Source organism: Arhodomonas sp. AD133, from assembly GCF_051195215.1.
GTDB lineage: Bacteria > Pseudomonadota > Gammaproteobacteria > Nitrococcales > Nitrococcaceae > Arhodomonas.
On record NZ_JBNAZM010000051.1, the window covers coordinates 1 to 14,167 of the forward strand.

Annotated in this window: 15 protein-coding genes; 6 read left to right on the top strand and 9 right to left on the bottom strand. The window is 67.1% G+C overall.

Annotation, left to right across the window (positions count from 1 at the left end; all coding sequences use genetic code 11):
• Positions 1–115: 115 nt before the first annotated feature.
• Positions 116–1,114, bottom strand: coding sequence for a RhuM family protein (gene rhuM, locus ACPEES_RS19460; protein ID WP_435105346.1), 999 nt, complete (start codon positions 1,112–1,114; stop codon positions 116–118).
• 272 nt (positions 1,115–1,386) lie between these two features.
• Between rhuM and ACPEES_RS19465 the strand changes: the two genes are divergently transcribed.
• A complete protein-coding gene (locus ACPEES_RS19465) occupies positions 1,387–1,860 on the top strand; it encodes a carboxymuconolactone decarboxylase family protein (RefSeq protein WP_435105348.1) in 474 nt (157 codons plus the stop codon).
• An 8-nt stretch (positions 1,861–1,868) separates the two neighbouring features.
• Complete coding sequence (locus ACPEES_RS19470; RefSeq protein WP_435105350.1) at positions 1,869–2,819, top strand: sigma-70 family RNA polymerase sigma factor; 951 nt, start codon at positions 1,869–1,871, stop codon at positions 2,817–2,819.
• A 4-nt stretch (positions 2,820–2,823) separates the two neighbouring features.
• Here the strand turns inward: ACPEES_RS19470 and ACPEES_RS19475 are convergent, their stop codons facing one another.
• A complete protein-coding gene (locus tag ACPEES_RS19475) occupies positions 2,824–3,504 on the bottom strand; it encodes an FMN-dependent NADH-azoreductase (protein ID WP_435105353.1) in 681 nt (226 codons plus the stop codon).
• A gap of 111 nt (positions 3,505–3,615) precedes the next feature.
• Here ACPEES_RS19475 and ACPEES_RS19480 point away from each other — a divergent pair, with 111 nt between their 5' ends.
• Positions 3,616–4,545: a LysR substrate-binding domain-containing protein gene (locus ACPEES_RS19480; RefSeq protein WP_435105355.1), complete on the top strand. Its 930-nt coding sequence runs from the start codon at positions 3,616–3,618 to the stop codon at positions 4,543–4,545.
• Between the two features lie 404 nt (positions 4,546–4,949).
• Here ACPEES_RS19480 and ACPEES_RS19485 read toward each other — a convergent pair whose 3' ends face one another.
• Complete coding sequence (locus ACPEES_RS19485; RefSeq protein WP_435105357.1) at positions 4,950–5,513, bottom strand: cytochrome b; 564 nt, start codon at positions 5,511–5,513, stop codon at positions 4,950–4,952.
• A 164-nt stretch (positions 5,514–5,677) separates the two neighbouring features.
• Here ACPEES_RS19485 and ACPEES_RS19490 point away from each other — a divergent pair, with 164 nt between their 5' ends.
• From ACPEES_RS19490 to ACPEES_RS19500, 3 genes are all read left to right on the top strand, one after another.
• The gene (locus tag ACPEES_RS19490) at positions 5,678–7,147 is read left to right on the top strand and encodes an ATP-binding protein (protein ID WP_435105359.1); all 1,470 of its coding nucleotides are present in this window, start codon (positions 5,678–5,680) and stop codon (positions 7,145–7,147) included.
• Positions 7,144–7,818: a response regulator gene (locus tag ACPEES_RS19495; protein WP_435105363.1), complete on the top strand. Its 675-nt coding sequence runs from the start codon at positions 7,144–7,146 to the stop codon at positions 7,816–7,818. The genes ACPEES_RS19490 and ACPEES_RS19495 overlap by 4 nt, the downstream gene beginning before the upstream one ends.
• Before the next feature lie 120 nt (positions 7,819–7,938).
• Positions 7,939–8,397 (top strand): EF-hand domain-containing protein, encoded by a 459-nt coding sequence (locus ACPEES_RS19500; RefSeq protein WP_435105365.1) that lies wholly within the window; start codon positions 7,939–7,941, stop codon positions 8,395–8,397.
• A gap of 193 nt (positions 8,398–8,590) precedes the next feature.
• Here ACPEES_RS19500 and ACPEES_RS19505 read toward each other — a convergent pair whose 3' ends face one another.
• The 6 genes from ACPEES_RS19505 to ACPEES_RS19530 form a co-directional block, all read right to left on the bottom strand.
• Positions 8,591–9,370: an SDR family oxidoreductase gene (locus ACPEES_RS19505; protein ID WP_435105367.1), complete on the bottom strand. Its 780-nt coding sequence runs from the start codon at positions 9,368–9,370 to the stop codon at positions 8,591–8,593.
• Positions 9,367–10,383: a sugar kinase gene (locus tag ACPEES_RS19510; RefSeq protein WP_435105369.1), complete on the bottom strand. Its 1,017-nt coding sequence runs from the start codon at positions 10,381–10,383 to the stop codon at positions 9,367–9,369. The genes ACPEES_RS19505 and ACPEES_RS19510 overlap by 4 nt, the downstream gene beginning before the upstream one ends.
• Positions 10,380–11,072 carry an SDR family NAD(P)-dependent oxidoreductase gene (locus ACPEES_RS19515; protein WP_435105371.1) on the bottom strand — a complete coding sequence of 231 codons (693 nt, stop codon included), beginning with the start codon at positions 11,070–11,072 and terminating at the stop codon, positions 10,380–10,382. The genes ACPEES_RS19510 and ACPEES_RS19515 overlap by 4 nt, the downstream gene beginning before the upstream one ends.
• 14 nt (positions 11,073–11,086) lie before the next feature.
• On the bottom strand, positions 11,087–12,619 hold the full coding sequence (locus tag ACPEES_RS19520) for a tripartite tricarboxylate transporter permease (RefSeq protein WP_435105373.1): 1,533 nt from the start codon (positions 12,617–12,619) through the stop codon (positions 11,087–11,089).
• The gene (locus ACPEES_RS19525; RefSeq protein WP_435105375.1) at positions 12,616–13,089 is read right to left on the bottom strand and encodes a tripartite tricarboxylate transporter TctB family protein; all 474 of its coding nucleotides are present in this window, start codon (positions 13,087–13,089) and stop codon (positions 12,616–12,618) included. Before ACPEES_RS19525 ends, ACPEES_RS19520 begins: the two co-directional genes overlap by 4 nt.
• A 67-nt stretch (positions 13,090–13,156) precedes the next feature.
• Positions 13,157–14,122 carry a Bug family tripartite tricarboxylate transporter substrate binding protein gene (locus tag ACPEES_RS19530; RefSeq protein WP_435105377.1) on the bottom strand — a complete coding sequence of 322 codons (966 nt, stop codon included), beginning with the start codon at positions 14,120–14,122 and terminating at the stop codon, positions 13,157–13,159.
• Positions 14,123–14,167: the final 45 nt, after the last annotated feature.

Below are 14,167 nucleotides of genomic sequence, written 5' to 3' on the forward strand. Positions count from 1 at the left end.
CGGCGCGCCTCGCGCCTTGCCCCATCGGCGCACAGACCGGCTGACGCATGACAATACTTCTGAGAAGATTAGTATGCCCAGAAATGCCGGCTTTTGACGGTGAGGCTTTCGGCCTTCACGAACTCGTTTCGGTGGGTGAACTCGATGGGGCATCGTCGGCGATCAGGTTCATCACCAGGCGCACCATCAGATCCTTGGCCTGAGGGGCGCTCTCGGCGATCAGCAGGGTGAGTGCGGTGAGACCCTGTTCGTTGAGAGTCAGACGCATGCCCTCCTGACGTAGGTAGAGCAGGAACAGAAAAGCACCGGAACGTTTGTTGCCGTCCGCAAACGGATGATTCTTGATAACGAAGTACAGTAAATGAGCGGCCCGTTCCTCCCGCGTCTTGTAAAGCGCCTCGCCGAACATGCTCTGTTCGAGGTTACCGAGAATCGAGGCCAATCCGTCGCCCCGGTCGCGGGCAAACAATTCCGTCGCTTCACCGCGCTCACGCAGCTCCGCGGCCAGCGCATCCAGCGCCCGGCGAGCCTCGAGTTCCTCAAGGACACCCCTCGCCGGTCGCGCTCCCGCCGGCAAGCCCAGTTCGCCCTCGTCGTAGTCCTGTAGCAGTCGCCACGTGCGGGCGTAACCGAGAATCAGGCCCACGACTTCCTGGCCAATCTCCGAGACCAGGTCCTGCCTGGTCAATGTCTGGCCCAGGAGCTCTACTGCCTGCTCCAACTCACTCAAGCCCCGCTGCGCCAAGCGGTGCTCGTTGAGGCTGTAGCCCTGGGTGAGGTGCTCGCGCAGCACTCGGGTGGCCCACTGACGGAAGCGCACACCTCGCTGGGACTTTACGCGGTAGCCCACCGAGATGATGACATCAAGATTGTAGTGTTCGATCTCCCGCCGAACCTGACGTGTGCCTTCCTGACGAAGTATCCGGAATTTCCGGATAGTTGCCTCTCGCTCCAGCTCGCCTTCCTCGAACACATTGCCGATGTGCTCGCTGATGGTACGCAGGTCCTTCTCGAACAGCTCGGCCATCTGCTTCTGCGTCAACCAGACGGTCTCGCTCTCCAAACGGACTTCCACCTGCTGGGCGTCTTCCTCGAAAATCACGATATCGCTCATACAGCCTCCTTGCTGGGTTGCTGGAAACGGTGAACCAGACCATCGTGGCTCCACACGCACACGGTCTACAACAATTGGCGAGCTCGCCCGTCCCTTTGCGGTTAGCGTCAGCGATAGGGCCGGATCTGGCACAAATCACCATGCACCACGCCGACGGCAGCATGGCGAAGTGGTAGAGCGCTTCGCGCATTGACGCCACGGCGGGCATGTCACACCCCCGCCCCCTGCCTCGTCTCCCTGGGTGAATGCCAACACAACCAGGGAGATGCACCATGCAAAGCCGACTCGACTACTTCGCCGCTGCCCCCAAGACCATGCAGGGCATGGTCGCCTTCGAGCAGCACATCCAGGGCTGCGGGCTGGAGCACAGCCTCATGGAGCTGGTGAAAACCCGTGCCTCGCAGATCAACGGCTGCGCGTACTGCATTCACATGCACACCCGCGATGCGAGGGCTGCGGGCGAAACCGAGGAACGGCTGTACCTGGTGAGCGCCTGGGCGGAATCGCCGCTGTACACGCCCCGGGAACGCGCCGCGCTCGCGTGGACCGACGCGTTGACCCGGATCGCCGAGAGCCACCCCTCGGATGCACTGTACGAGGACGTAAGCGCCCAGTTCACCGAAGAGGAGCTCGTCGCGTTGACGCTCCTCATCGGTGGCATCAACGTCTGGAATCGTATCAACGTGGGCTTCCACGGCGTTCATCCCCACGAACAGACGGATAACGCCGCCATGGCGGAAGGTTAGGGGGCTTCATGGCGGACGACGCTGCGCTCGATTTCGACCGGCATCGCAGCCACCTCACCGGCCTCGCCTACCGGATGCTGGGTTCGGTCGCCGAATCCGAGGACATTGTGCAGAACGCCTACCTGCGCTGGCACGATGTGGATCGCCACACCGTGGACAATCCGAAGGCCTACCTCTCCCGGGTAGTCACACGACTGTGCCTGGACCGCCTCAAGGAAGCCCGGCACCGGCGGGAAACCTACGTGGGCGAATGGCTGCCGGAGCCGGTCGTCGACCGGGCGTCGTCCGCCACCCCGCCGATGGAGGACATGGCGCACGACCTGTCCTTCGCCCTCATGCTCGCGCTCGAGCGGCTCTCGCCGCTCGAACGGGCCGCCTACCTGCTGCACGACATTTTCGATATGAGCTTCGACGAGGTTGCCGCCACGCTCGGGCGCAACACCGCCGCCTGCCGCCAACTAGCGGCGCGCGCCCGCCGTCGGGTGCACGACGGGCGTCCGCGTTTCAGCGTCACCCGGGACGAGGGCGAAGAGATCGCGGAGGCCTTCCTCACCGCCTCCCGCAGCGGCGACACCGCCGGACTGGGGCACCTGCTCGCGGAGGCGGCCACCCTTCACAGCGACGGCGGTGGCCACAAACGCGCGGCGCTGCGGCCCATCGTCGGCGCCGACAAGATCTGCCGCTTCTTCGCCGGCCTCGCCCGCAAGGCCGAAGGCGCCACGCCCCTGTGGCTGAAGCGCCTTACGATCAACGGCCTGCCCGGATGGGTCACCGTCGAGCGCGACGGCACCCTGCAGACCACGGCCGTGGAGGTCGTCGACGGCCGCATCGCCGCCATCTACGTCGTGCGCAACCCCGCGAAGCTCGACCACCTGCTCGACTTCGTGCCCGCGGCGGTGCGCGCCTCCATCGACAACGACTCGCACCGCCTGGGTCAGCGCCGACGCCGCGAAAGCTAACCAGTTAACCAGTTGCACAGGGCTGCTGGGTGGCCGCAGCGGACGCCGGCGCGAGCCGCTCGACCAGGTCCGTGGCGGCCGCGATCGCCTGCGCAATGGACGCGCTGTGGCGCTCGTCGCCGAACTCCTGGTACTCGATGGCGATGGCGTGCTGCTCCGCCACGCCCAGGTAATGGGCGCAGGTGGCGATGTGCGGGTCCAGATGATTCCGGCTCTCGCGCATGCCGCCGGACGCAAAACCGAATTCACCCTTGGCGCTCAGCACCACCAGCTTCTTGCCGGCGAGAATGGGTTCGAGCGGCCAGTCGCCCCGCGCAAGGTCGAACGAAAAGGTGCGGTTCACGCGGATCACCTGATCGAACCAGGCCTTCAGCGCCGCCGGCATACCGTAGTTGTACATGGGCGTGCCGATGACGATCACATCCGCTCGCTCGAGCTCGTCGATCAGCGCTTCGGAGACCGCCAGAACCGCGTTCTGCTCGTCCGTGCGCCGGTGTGCATCGGTGAAGGCCGCCGCGATCCACGCCTCGGAGACGAACGGCGGCGGGTGGGCGCCGACATCGCGGTAAGTGACCTCGGCCTCCGGCTCGAGTCGCTGCCAGTCGGCCACGAAGCGGCTGGAGAGATCCCTGGACAATGAACGCTGCTGTCGCGCGCTCGCATCGATGTGCAATATGGCAGTCATGGGTGTGCTCCCGGTGCGTCAATGAACGACGGCATTGAAGCCCGGGCATGTCACGGGCGACAAACGGTAAATTCTCAGCCGGCGGGTGAATTTTTCTCAGCGGGAGCAGCAATGCGGCGCCTACCACCATTGAATTCGTTACGGGCATTCGAGGCGGCGGCCCGCCATTCGAGCTTCGCCGAAGCGGCCAGGGAATTGTCCGTGACCGCCACCGCCGTCAGTCATCAGATTCGCACGCTGGAGGAGTTCCTGGGCGAACCGCTGTTCCACCGCCAGCCACGCCCGATTTCGCTGACACCCACCGGGGAGCGGATCTACCCAGTGCTGCGCGAAGGCTTCGACCGCTTCGCCACAACCTTCGAGGCACTGCGATCCGACCGTGAAACAGAGTCAGTGAAAGTGACGACCACGCCCGCGTTCGCGAGCCGCTGGTTGCTGCCGCGGCTCGCCAGCCTGAAGGCAGCGGTGGGGCGGATAACCCTGGACGTCCACGCCTCGGAACAACCCGTCGATCTGCGATCCGGCAACGTGGATTTCGCCGTACGGTATACGGATACGCCCCCGGAGACACTGGCGTGTCACGAGCTCTTCCGCGACCGCTACATCCCCGTCTGCAGTCCGTATCGTCTGCCCCGACACGCCGCGAACACGACACCCGGTATGCCGGCAATGGATTCGCTGATTCACTTCGAATGGAAACGCCCGGGGCCACGCGCACCAACCTGGGCACGATGGTTCGAGCACGCACGCGCCCACGGCATTCACACTGAAGCCGGAACGCCGCAACCGGAGCTCGTATTCAGCGAGGAAACCCACGCGATCGAAGCGGCAATCGCCGGCGAGGGCGTGGCGCTCGTCAGTGACGCGCTCGTCGCGCGAGAGCTGGAATCGGGCCTACTCGTGCGTGCCCACGAGCTGTCCCTGGAAGGGTTCGGCTTCTATGCAGTGCACCTGCCCACGTCCCCGCACGTGGCACTGATTGAGGCATTCGTGGCATGGGCGCGCGAGTCGGCCGCGGCAGAGACTCGACCCCCGCGCTGAAACCGTGGCCGGATCCGGAGAACGACAAACCCGGCTCAGCAGCCATCGCCGCCGCTTCCACCTCCACCTCCGGCAGCGCCACCGCCGGAGGCGGCCACGTACAGCCAGTCCATCAGGTGAACGGCAACCGCCAGGGCGGTCGAATCGATAGCGGCGACCCTTGAAACGCAGCACGGTATCGTGGGCATGAAAGGGCCCGCCATCCTCGATGGCCGCCACGCACCGCTGGCGGCGACGGATGGCGGTGGTCGCGTGCGTCCCTGGCAGAAACCCGCGAACCCGGCGGTGTTCCACGGACCCTGACAGCGGCTCGGCGATCAACACTTTGTGCGGGGGCGTCGACGCCCGCTCACGCGACCGGTCTGCGATTGCCGCAAACCGGGGCGATTACCGGCAGCCCGGGACTACCGCGGACCGGCTTCGCGGGGCCGCAGCGTCGAACCGAGCATGCGCCGAAGGGTGGTGTCCGCATCCACGAAGTGGTGCTTGAGCGCGCCGAGCACGTGCAGCGCGAGCACGGTGACGAGCACCCACGGCAAGATCTCGTGGACTTCCTCGCCGAGTTCATGAAACCCCTCGCTCTCGCCAACCAGTGGCGGCAACGCGAACAATCCGAAGAAGCTCGGTGCGTGGCCGGAGGCGGACACCACGAGCCAGCCGGACAGCGGAATGAGCACCAGCAAAGCGATCAGCGTCCATTGCACCAGCGTCGCCACGCGGCCGAAGAGACCGGTGTCGCGCGGCGACCGCCTCGTGTTCGCCACCCGCCAGAGCACACGCACGACGCCGAGAGCGAGCACAGCGATGCCCAGGCCGATATGGACGGGCATCAGCCACTGCTCACCGGCCTCGGAAACAAGCTCACCGCCCCACCCCAGGGCGAGCATGATCGCGATCAAAGCCGCGGTCACCCAGTGAAGCCAACGGGTCACCGAGCCGTAGTGTTCGTTGGTATCGCGCAGTTGCATGGGACGCCTCCGTGGTCTTGTCGGTCCACGGTGATCATCGCGCCGAATTGTGGGCCAAATATGAAGAAACCGTGGAATCACCACGAACTGCCTTGCCCTGCCGCCGCCATCGGGGATACTGGAGCTCCCACGCAACGCGATCACCCGGACCGCCGGACCAGAGGATGCGCAGACCCGGAGTCACCGCCAAGCTGTTTCTTGCGATTCTCGGCGTCACCCTGTCTGTAGTGGTGCTGATGACGCTCGCGGTACAGATCACTTTCCGCGAGGACTTCCTCGACTACCGCCGCGGGCGCGAGCGTGAGCGTTTGGAGGCACTCGCGGGGGTACTGACCGACTACTATCGCGAGGCCGGTGACTGGCAGGCACTGGCGCATCCACCGCGCTGGCGCTATCTCCTCCGCGAGGCGCTCTGGCGGTACGAAGAGGGACGCGATCACGACGGCGAGCGCGAGCGCGACGAGGAGCAGAGCGAACCCTTCGAAGCGCTCCGGGACAGGCACGGACCGCCCGACCACGACGACCGGCCCATGCCGCCGCCGCGATTCGGACCGACGCTGTTGAACGCCTCGGGCGACCATGTCGCCGGACCGACCATGCCCCGGCGCGAGAGCGAGTCCATCGAGATCGTCGTCAATGACGCCACCGCAGGATGGTTGGTGTACGAGCCACCCGGGCGGATCACCAACCGCCTGGCCCTGCACTTCCAGCACGAGCAGTTCGAAACGGCGTGGATGATAGCCGCACTGGTGGTCGTCATTGCCGCTGTGGTCAGCATGCTCCTGGCCCGGAGCTTTCTGGCACCGATAAGGCGTCTGGCACGGGGAACGCGGGCGCTGGCGGCAGGGCACTTCGATACACGCGTCCCCCAGACCCGCCGTGACGAGCTCGGCCAGCTGGCAAGAGACTTCAATCGCCTGGCGGAAACCCTGCAGCGCAACGAGCAGCTGCGCCGGGCCTTCATGGCCGATATGTCCCATGAGCTGCGCACGCCGGTTTCGGTACTGCGCGCCGAGCTGGAAGCGATGGAGGACGGCGTGCGGCCGCTCAACCGTGAATCGCTGGCGACCCTGCAGGGCAGCATCGCCACCCTGACCAAGTTGATCGAGGACCTCTACGAGCTGTCCCTGGCGGACGCCGGGGCGCTCAATTACCGCATGGAGACTCTGGATCTCGGCGCTCTCGCCTGGGAAGCCGCACAGCGCTGGCAGTCAGCTCTGGCGGATGCGGAGCTGGCGCTTGCCACCGATCTGCCCGACCAGCCGGTACTCGTCACCGGTGACCGTCGGCGGTTGGGCCAACTACTGGACAACGTCTTCCGCAACAGTCTCTCCTATACGGAGCGCGGTGGCCGAATCCGCCTCGCTGTTGCCACTGAAGGTCGCGAGGCCATGCTGTGCATCGAGGACTCCGCGCCCGGAGTGCCGGATGAAGCGCTTTCCAGACTGTTCGACCGCCTCTTCCGGGTGGAGGGCTCACGCAGCCGCGCCAGCGGTGGGGCCGGTCTCGGGCTGGCGATCTGCCGCAATATCGCCGAAGCCCATGACGGACGCATAACCGCCTATCACGCACCGGAGGGCGGCGTGGGCATACGGCTGACCCTGCCACTGGACGGAGACGTCGCACGGGCATGAGCACACGGATACTCATCGTCGAGGACGAGCCGCAGCTCGCGAACCTGCTCGCGGACTACCTCACGAACGCCGGCTACGAGCCGCACATCCTCGCCGACGGGCGCGAGGTGGTGCCTTGGGTCAAGGCACAGTCACCGGCGCTGATCGTGCTCGACCTCATGCTGCCGGGGGAGGATGGCATGAGCGTGTGCCGGGCACTGCGCGCGTTCAGCGACGTGCCCATCGTCATGGTCACCGCGCGCGTCGAGGAAATCGACCGCCTGCTGGGCCTCGAGCTCGGTGCTGACGATTACATCTGCAAGCCCTTCAGCCCCCGTGAGGTGGTCGCACGGGTCAAGGCCATTCTCCGGCGAACGCAACCGGGTCCGGCACGGCCCGCCACGGATGGCCTGGCGATCGACGAGGCGGGCTATCGGGCCGTGCTGGACGGGCAGGCACTGGACCTCACCCCCGTTGAATTCCGGCTGCTCGCCAACCTGGCCAGTCAGCCCGGGCGGGTATTCTCCCGTGCCCAGCTTCTTGACCGCCTGTACGACGATCACCGCGTGGTCACTGATCGCACTGTGGACGCCCACATCAAGAATCTCCGGCGCAAAATGGCTGCCGTGCGCGGCGATCAGGAGTTGATCCGGTCGGTCTATGGGGTCGGTTACCGGCTGGAGACGCTGTAGCGAGGCAACCTTCACGATTGCTTCTCATTTTCCGCAAAGTCCCTCCACAGGGCCCTCGCAGACTGGTTACCAGGGTCGCGGCACCACGCGACCACAACCAGCGAACCGGAGGGTCAAATAATGCAACGACGCACTGTGTTCTTCAGCGCCGTCCTTCTCACCGCAACCGCCGTTTCCGTCGCCGTCGCGTCCCCGGACGGACGTCGCGGCCCGGACCTGGGTTACGCGGATAGCAACAACGACGGCGTCGTCACCGTGGAAGAGGTACGCACCCTGCACAAGGAGCGCTTCCAGAGCGCAGACAGCAATGGTGACGGGGTTCTCGACGCCACTGAAATGCGCAAAGCCATGCTTCGCGAGCGCGCCGAACGACGCGTCCAGCGGCTGGACACCAACGGCGATGGCCGTGTCTCCGCCGAGGAGTACGCCTACCCCACGGAACGCCACCTCATGATGGTGGACCGCAACGGCAACGGCCGCCTCGAGCCGGCCGAAATGCGGCCCCGCCATGGCAGTCACTGGGGCGGCGATGACGACCATCGTCACGGGCACCATGACCGCCGGCGCGACGACGACTAGCGTCCCCTGACAGGAACGCCGTTGCCTCGACGCCAGATGCGCGAACGCGCGTCACGAGACGGGGCAACGGCGCTTGTCCTGAAAGAACGGGCGCCCCGTGCCCCCTGGCCATACGCCGAAACGGCGACATGCGCCCGGTCCTGCGGGACATTCGCTATCCGGTTGAACCGCCGCACCCGCACGGCGCGGCGGCCTATAACGTTCCCGGATAGGCGCCGCCATCCAGCAGCAGATTCTGCCCCGTCATGTAGCCCGCGTGGGCGCTGCAGACGAACGCGCACAGGGCGCCGAATTCCTCCGGACGACCGACACGGCCGGCGGGATTCGTCTGCGCGCGCTCGGCCAGCACGCTATCCACCGAAACACCACGTTTCGTGGCCTCGGCCTCGCAGGTACCGCGCAGACGGTCGGTATCGAACGGTCCCGGGAGCAGATTGTTGATGGTGACGTTGTGCCGCACCGTCTCCCGCGCGAGCCCGGCGACGAAGCCGGTGAGCCCGGCGCGGGCACCGTTGGACAGCCCCAGGATGCCGATGGGCGCTTTCACCGCCGAGGAGGTGATATTCACGATACGCCCGAAGCGCCGGGCCATCATGCCGTCCACGCTCGCCTTGATGAGCTCGATGGGCGCGAGCATGTTGCCGCGCAGCGCCGCGAGCCAGTCCTCCTCACTGAAATCGCGGAAATCGCCGGGCCGCGGGCCGCCGGCGTTGGTCACCAGGATGTCCGGCTCGGGGCAGGCAGCGAGCACCGCCTCACGTCCTTCGGTGGTCGTGACGTCGGCGACGACCGGCGTCACCGTGGCGTCGGTTACTCCCCGCAGGTGCTCGGCCGCCCGCTCGAGGTCATTCCGGCCACGCGCCGCGATGGTTACCGCCACGCCCTCGCGCGCGAGCGCCTCCGCACAACCATGACCCAGCCCCTTGCTCGCCGCGCAGACGATGGCGCGGCGTCCTTCGATGCCCAGATTCATTGATGCGTCTCCTGTATTCGGTGGCCTTTCCCGGACGCTCGCGGGAGCATAGTCGTTCTCGGCACGATGGCGCCGCGGTTCTGGACGACGGTGGCCGCTACCTGCGCCGCACGACGTGCTGCATCCACCGAACCGGCACCGGTCAACCGCTCAGCAAGATACGCCCCATTGAAGGAGTCGCCGGCGGCGGTGGTATCCACTACCTCCGGAACATCCACGGCCGGCACATACTGCGCCCCCTCCTCTGCGACGACCAGGCAGCCCTTGGCGCCACGTTTGACGATCACTTCCCCACAGCCTCCGCTCCGCCAGCGGGCCGACGTCGCTCGCGGGGTGTCGTCACCGAACAGGCCAGCCTCATCCTCGAAGGTAGGCAGTGCCACATCCACCCACGGCGCGACACGTTCGTAGGCGGCACGCGCAGCGGCGGCATCGGGCCACAGGCCCGGACGGTGGTTCGAGTCGAAGGCGACGGTGACCCCGGCCTCGCGTAGCCGGCGGAGCAGCTCCATGAGCGTATCCAGGCGCTCGCCCGTGAACAGTGCCAGCGAGATGCCACTCACGTAGAAGAGATCGAAGGTCGCTAGCTCGTCGACGAACCCGGGCGGCACGCCATCGTCGAAAAGCGCCCGGACCGCGGCCTGCTCACGCCAGTAGTGGAAACGCCGCTCGCCGTCGTCGTGCGTCTCGATGGCGTAGAGTCCCGGAAGGCGGCCGGGCAACACCTGCACCAGGCTGACGTCGAGGCCCTCCGCCACCCAGCCCCGCCGCATGGCAGCGCTGAACGCGTCATCATCGCCGAGCGCGGTCACGAACGCCACGCGGTGCGCCGCGGCATCACCGAGCAGGCGGCGCAGGTACACCAGCACGTTGTAGGCGTCACCGCCATAACCCAGGTTCGCACCGCCGGCGAACGGTCCGGCCCCGGGCAGGGACAGCTCGATCATGCACTCGCCGAGCCCCGCCACGCGCAGCGGCCGATGGGTCGAAGCCCTGCGGGAGAGGCCACTCATCGGGCCGCGTAGCCCCCATCCACGGGCAGGATCGCGCCGGTCACGAAGCGGGCCTGCTCGGAGGCGAGAAAGAGTGCCGGGCCGCCCAGGTCCGCCGGCTCGCCCCAGCGCCCCATGGGCGTGCGGCCCACCAGCTCGCTGGAGCGCTGGGCGTCCTCCACCAGGGGCGAGGTGAGGTCGGTGGCGATCCACCCCGGCGCGAGGGCGTTGACGCGAACGCCCTCGGGCGCCCACGCCACCGCCAGCGACTTGGTGAGCTGCCCCACCCCGCCCTTGGACGCCGCATACGCCGGCGCCGCGGGGCTGCCGAAGAAGGTCAGCATGGAGGCGATGTTGATGACGCTGCCGCCGGCACGGCGCAGCGCCGGGTAAGCCGCCGCGCAGCAGCGCTGCATGCCGTTGAGGTTGATGTCGACCACGTCGGCGAAGGCCTCGGGCTCGAACTCCTCGCCGCGACGGATCACCCCGGCGCAGTTGACAAGCGCGTGCAGTTCATCAAAGCGGTCGAAATACGCCTTCACCGCCTCGCCGTCGCGCACGTCGAGCACGTCGTACCGGATGCCGTCGACCACCGAGCCGTCGGCCTTCTCCACGCCCGTCGCGTACACCGCATGACCACTGTCGGCGAACGCCGCCGCGATGGCAGCCCCGATACCGCCGGAGCCGCCGACTACCACTACCTGCTTCAACACCAACTCCTTGCTCAACCGGATACGTCGTCGCTGGCGGGCGGTCCGGGCACGGCATCCCCCGTACCACGCACTGCCCGCCAGAGCCCTCGCAGCGACATGCCGCCCCAGACGGCGATGGCAATACCGCCCAGGACCGCGGCCATGGGCCGCTCGAAGAACATCAACAGCTCGCCGTCGGCCTTGATGATCGATTTCATGAAGTTCTCCTCCACCACCGGGCCGAGCACCACGGCGAGAATCAGCGGCGCCACCGGGAAGTCGTTCTCTTCCATGACGTAGGCGAGCACGCCCACGGCCAGCATGATCCAGATGTCCAGGGTGGCGTTGTTGGTGGCGTAGGCCCCGACGATGCAGAACATCAGGATCAGCGGGTAGAGCACGCCGCTTGGCACGCGCAGCAAATAGCGGGCGCCCCGGATGGCGAGAAAGCCGAGGGGAATCAGCAACACGTTGGCGAAGAAGAACACCATGAAGATGGCGTTCACCATGGCCGAGTCGGTCACGAACACCATCGGCCCCGGGGTGATGCCCTTCATCAGTAGCACGCCGATGATAATCGCGGTGATGGTGTCGCCGGGAATGCCGAACACCAGCGCCGGCACGTAGGCGCCGGAGATCGCGGCGTTGTTCGCGGAGCTCGCCGCCACGATGCCCTCGGGGTGGCCGGTGCCGAACTTCTCCGGGGTGCGCGAGAAGCGTTTCGACACGGCATAGGAGATCCACGCCGCGATGTCGGCGCCGGCGCCCGGCAGAGCGCCGATCAGCGTTCCGCCGACGCTGCTTGCCGCGGCCGTGAGCTTGTAGCGCCAGAGCTCGGGCAGCACCCCGGCGAACAGCCGCCCCACCGCCGGCGGACGCGGCGGCGGGGCGTTGCGCGCCTCCGGCATCTTGCGCAGGAGCTCGGCGATGGCGAACACGCCGATGAGCGTCGGCAGGATCGAGATACCGCCGGAGAGCCCCACGCTGCCGAAGGTGAAACGCGGATACCCCATGACCGCGTCGATGCCCACGGTGGACAGCAGCAGCCCCAGCAGCAGCGACACCCCGCCTTTCACCGGGTTGCCGCGGGAGACCAGCACGGCGCTGGAGAGGCCCACCACGGCGAGCCAGAAGTATTCGTAGCTCGAGAACTGCAGCGAGAAACGCGCGAGCTTCGAGGCGAAGAACGCCAGTATCAGCACGCCCACCATGCCGCCGAGGGCGGAGCACAGCAGGTTGACGCCGAGCGCCTTGCCGAGCTCGCCGCGCGAGCCCATGCGGTAGGCCTCCTCGGTATAGGCCGCGGAGGCGGGCGTACCGGGGATGCGCAGCAGAGCACCGGGGATGTCGCCGGCGAAGATCGCCATCGCCGTCGCCGTGACAATCGCCCCGATGGCCGTGACCGCGTCCATGAAGAAGGTGACCGGCACCAGCAGCGCCGTGGCCATGGTCGCGGTCAGGCCCGGAATCGCACCGATGAACAGCCCGAATAGTGCCGCGCAGACGACGGTGACGATGACGTCGACGCGCAGCACCAGATCCAGGGCCGCGAGAAATTCACTCATCCGTAGACCACCGATTCCAGGATGCCCAGCGGCAGGGGCACCATGAGCATGCGCGAGAACGCAAACCAGATGATGGCGCTCGCCACCGCCGCCACTGCCACGGCCACCACCGGCCGGCGATTGAGATAAGCCACGGGCGCAAAGATCAGCACCGGGGCCACGATGGGGAAGCCGAGCACCGGCGTGAGCCAGACGTAGGCGGCGATGCCTGCCGGGACGTACGCCATGGGCAACGCCGCCTGAGGCAGGGACATCGTGCCGCGCCATGCGATCCACGGCCCGCCACGCGCGCGCAGCCCCCGCACGATAAGCGTGGCTGCCGCGCACAGCAGCATCACCGCGATGATCGTGGGAAAGGTCGCCGGGCCATAGGGCTGGCGCGGCAGGCTGGGATAGCCCTGCACCTGGTAGAGCACGCCAAGGCCCAGAACCGCCAGCAGGGCGCCCGAGACCGCATCGTTGACTCGCATACGAGGCCTCCCTTGAACGAGCAGCCGGTCCGGCCCCGGGAGAACCCGGGGCCGGCGGGTGATGGGGCTAGCGCGCGAGACCGAGCTTGTCGATGATCACGCCGTTGTGCTCGTCGGCCTGCGCCATGAACTCACCGAATGCCTGCGGCCCGGCCCACTTGGTGCCGAAGCCGCGCTTCGCCATGAAGTCCTGGAACGCGTCCGACTCGTAGACCGCTTTGACGGCCTCCGCCAGACGGTCACGCTTCGCCTCCGGCAGGCCCGCGGGACCCACGATGCCGCGCCAGGTGCCGCCGACCCATTGCTCGCCGGTGGCCTCACCCGCGGTGGGCACCTTGGGAAAAGCGTCCAGGCGATCCTCGGCGAATACCGCGAGCGACTTCACCAGCCCGGCCTCGCGCATGGAGCGGGACTCGGGAAGTGACGACGCCACGATGCTCACGCCGCCGGCGGCGAGCTCCTGAAAACCCGGCGCCGCGCCCTGACTCGGCACCACCGGCACGGTGGTCGGGTCGATACCCTGGTCGTTGAGAAAGCCCGCGAACGCCAGGTGATAGGCCGCGCCGGTGGGGAAGCCGGAGAGCTTGTACGCGTTGGGATTGGCCTCGATGTCGGCAAGCGCCTGCTCGACGGTGTCCCAGTCGCTGCTCGCCTGTACGTTGAAAGCAGCCGCGTCGAAATTCACCTGGGCGACGGGGGTGAGATCCTGGTAGGTGATCTCCGAGGTGCCCATCCAGTGGTAGGTGGTGATCTCGGCGGTGGCAAGGCCGATGGTATAGCCGTCCGGCTCGGCCTGGGTCATGGCGGAATGGCCCACCACGCCGCCCGCGCCGGTGCGGTTGACCACATTGACCGGGGTGCCCAGCTCTTCCTCGAGCCCGGAGGCCAGGGTCCGGCCCACCGCGTCGGTACCGCCGCCGGCCGCCCACGGCACGATCAGCTGGATGGGCCGCTCGGGGTACTCGGCCTGGGCGGCACCGGCGACGGTCAGGGTCAACGCGCAGGCGGCGACACGACGAAACAACACACTCATGGCTCTCCTCCTCATACTGTATTCTTCTGGTTGCGCAAACCGGCG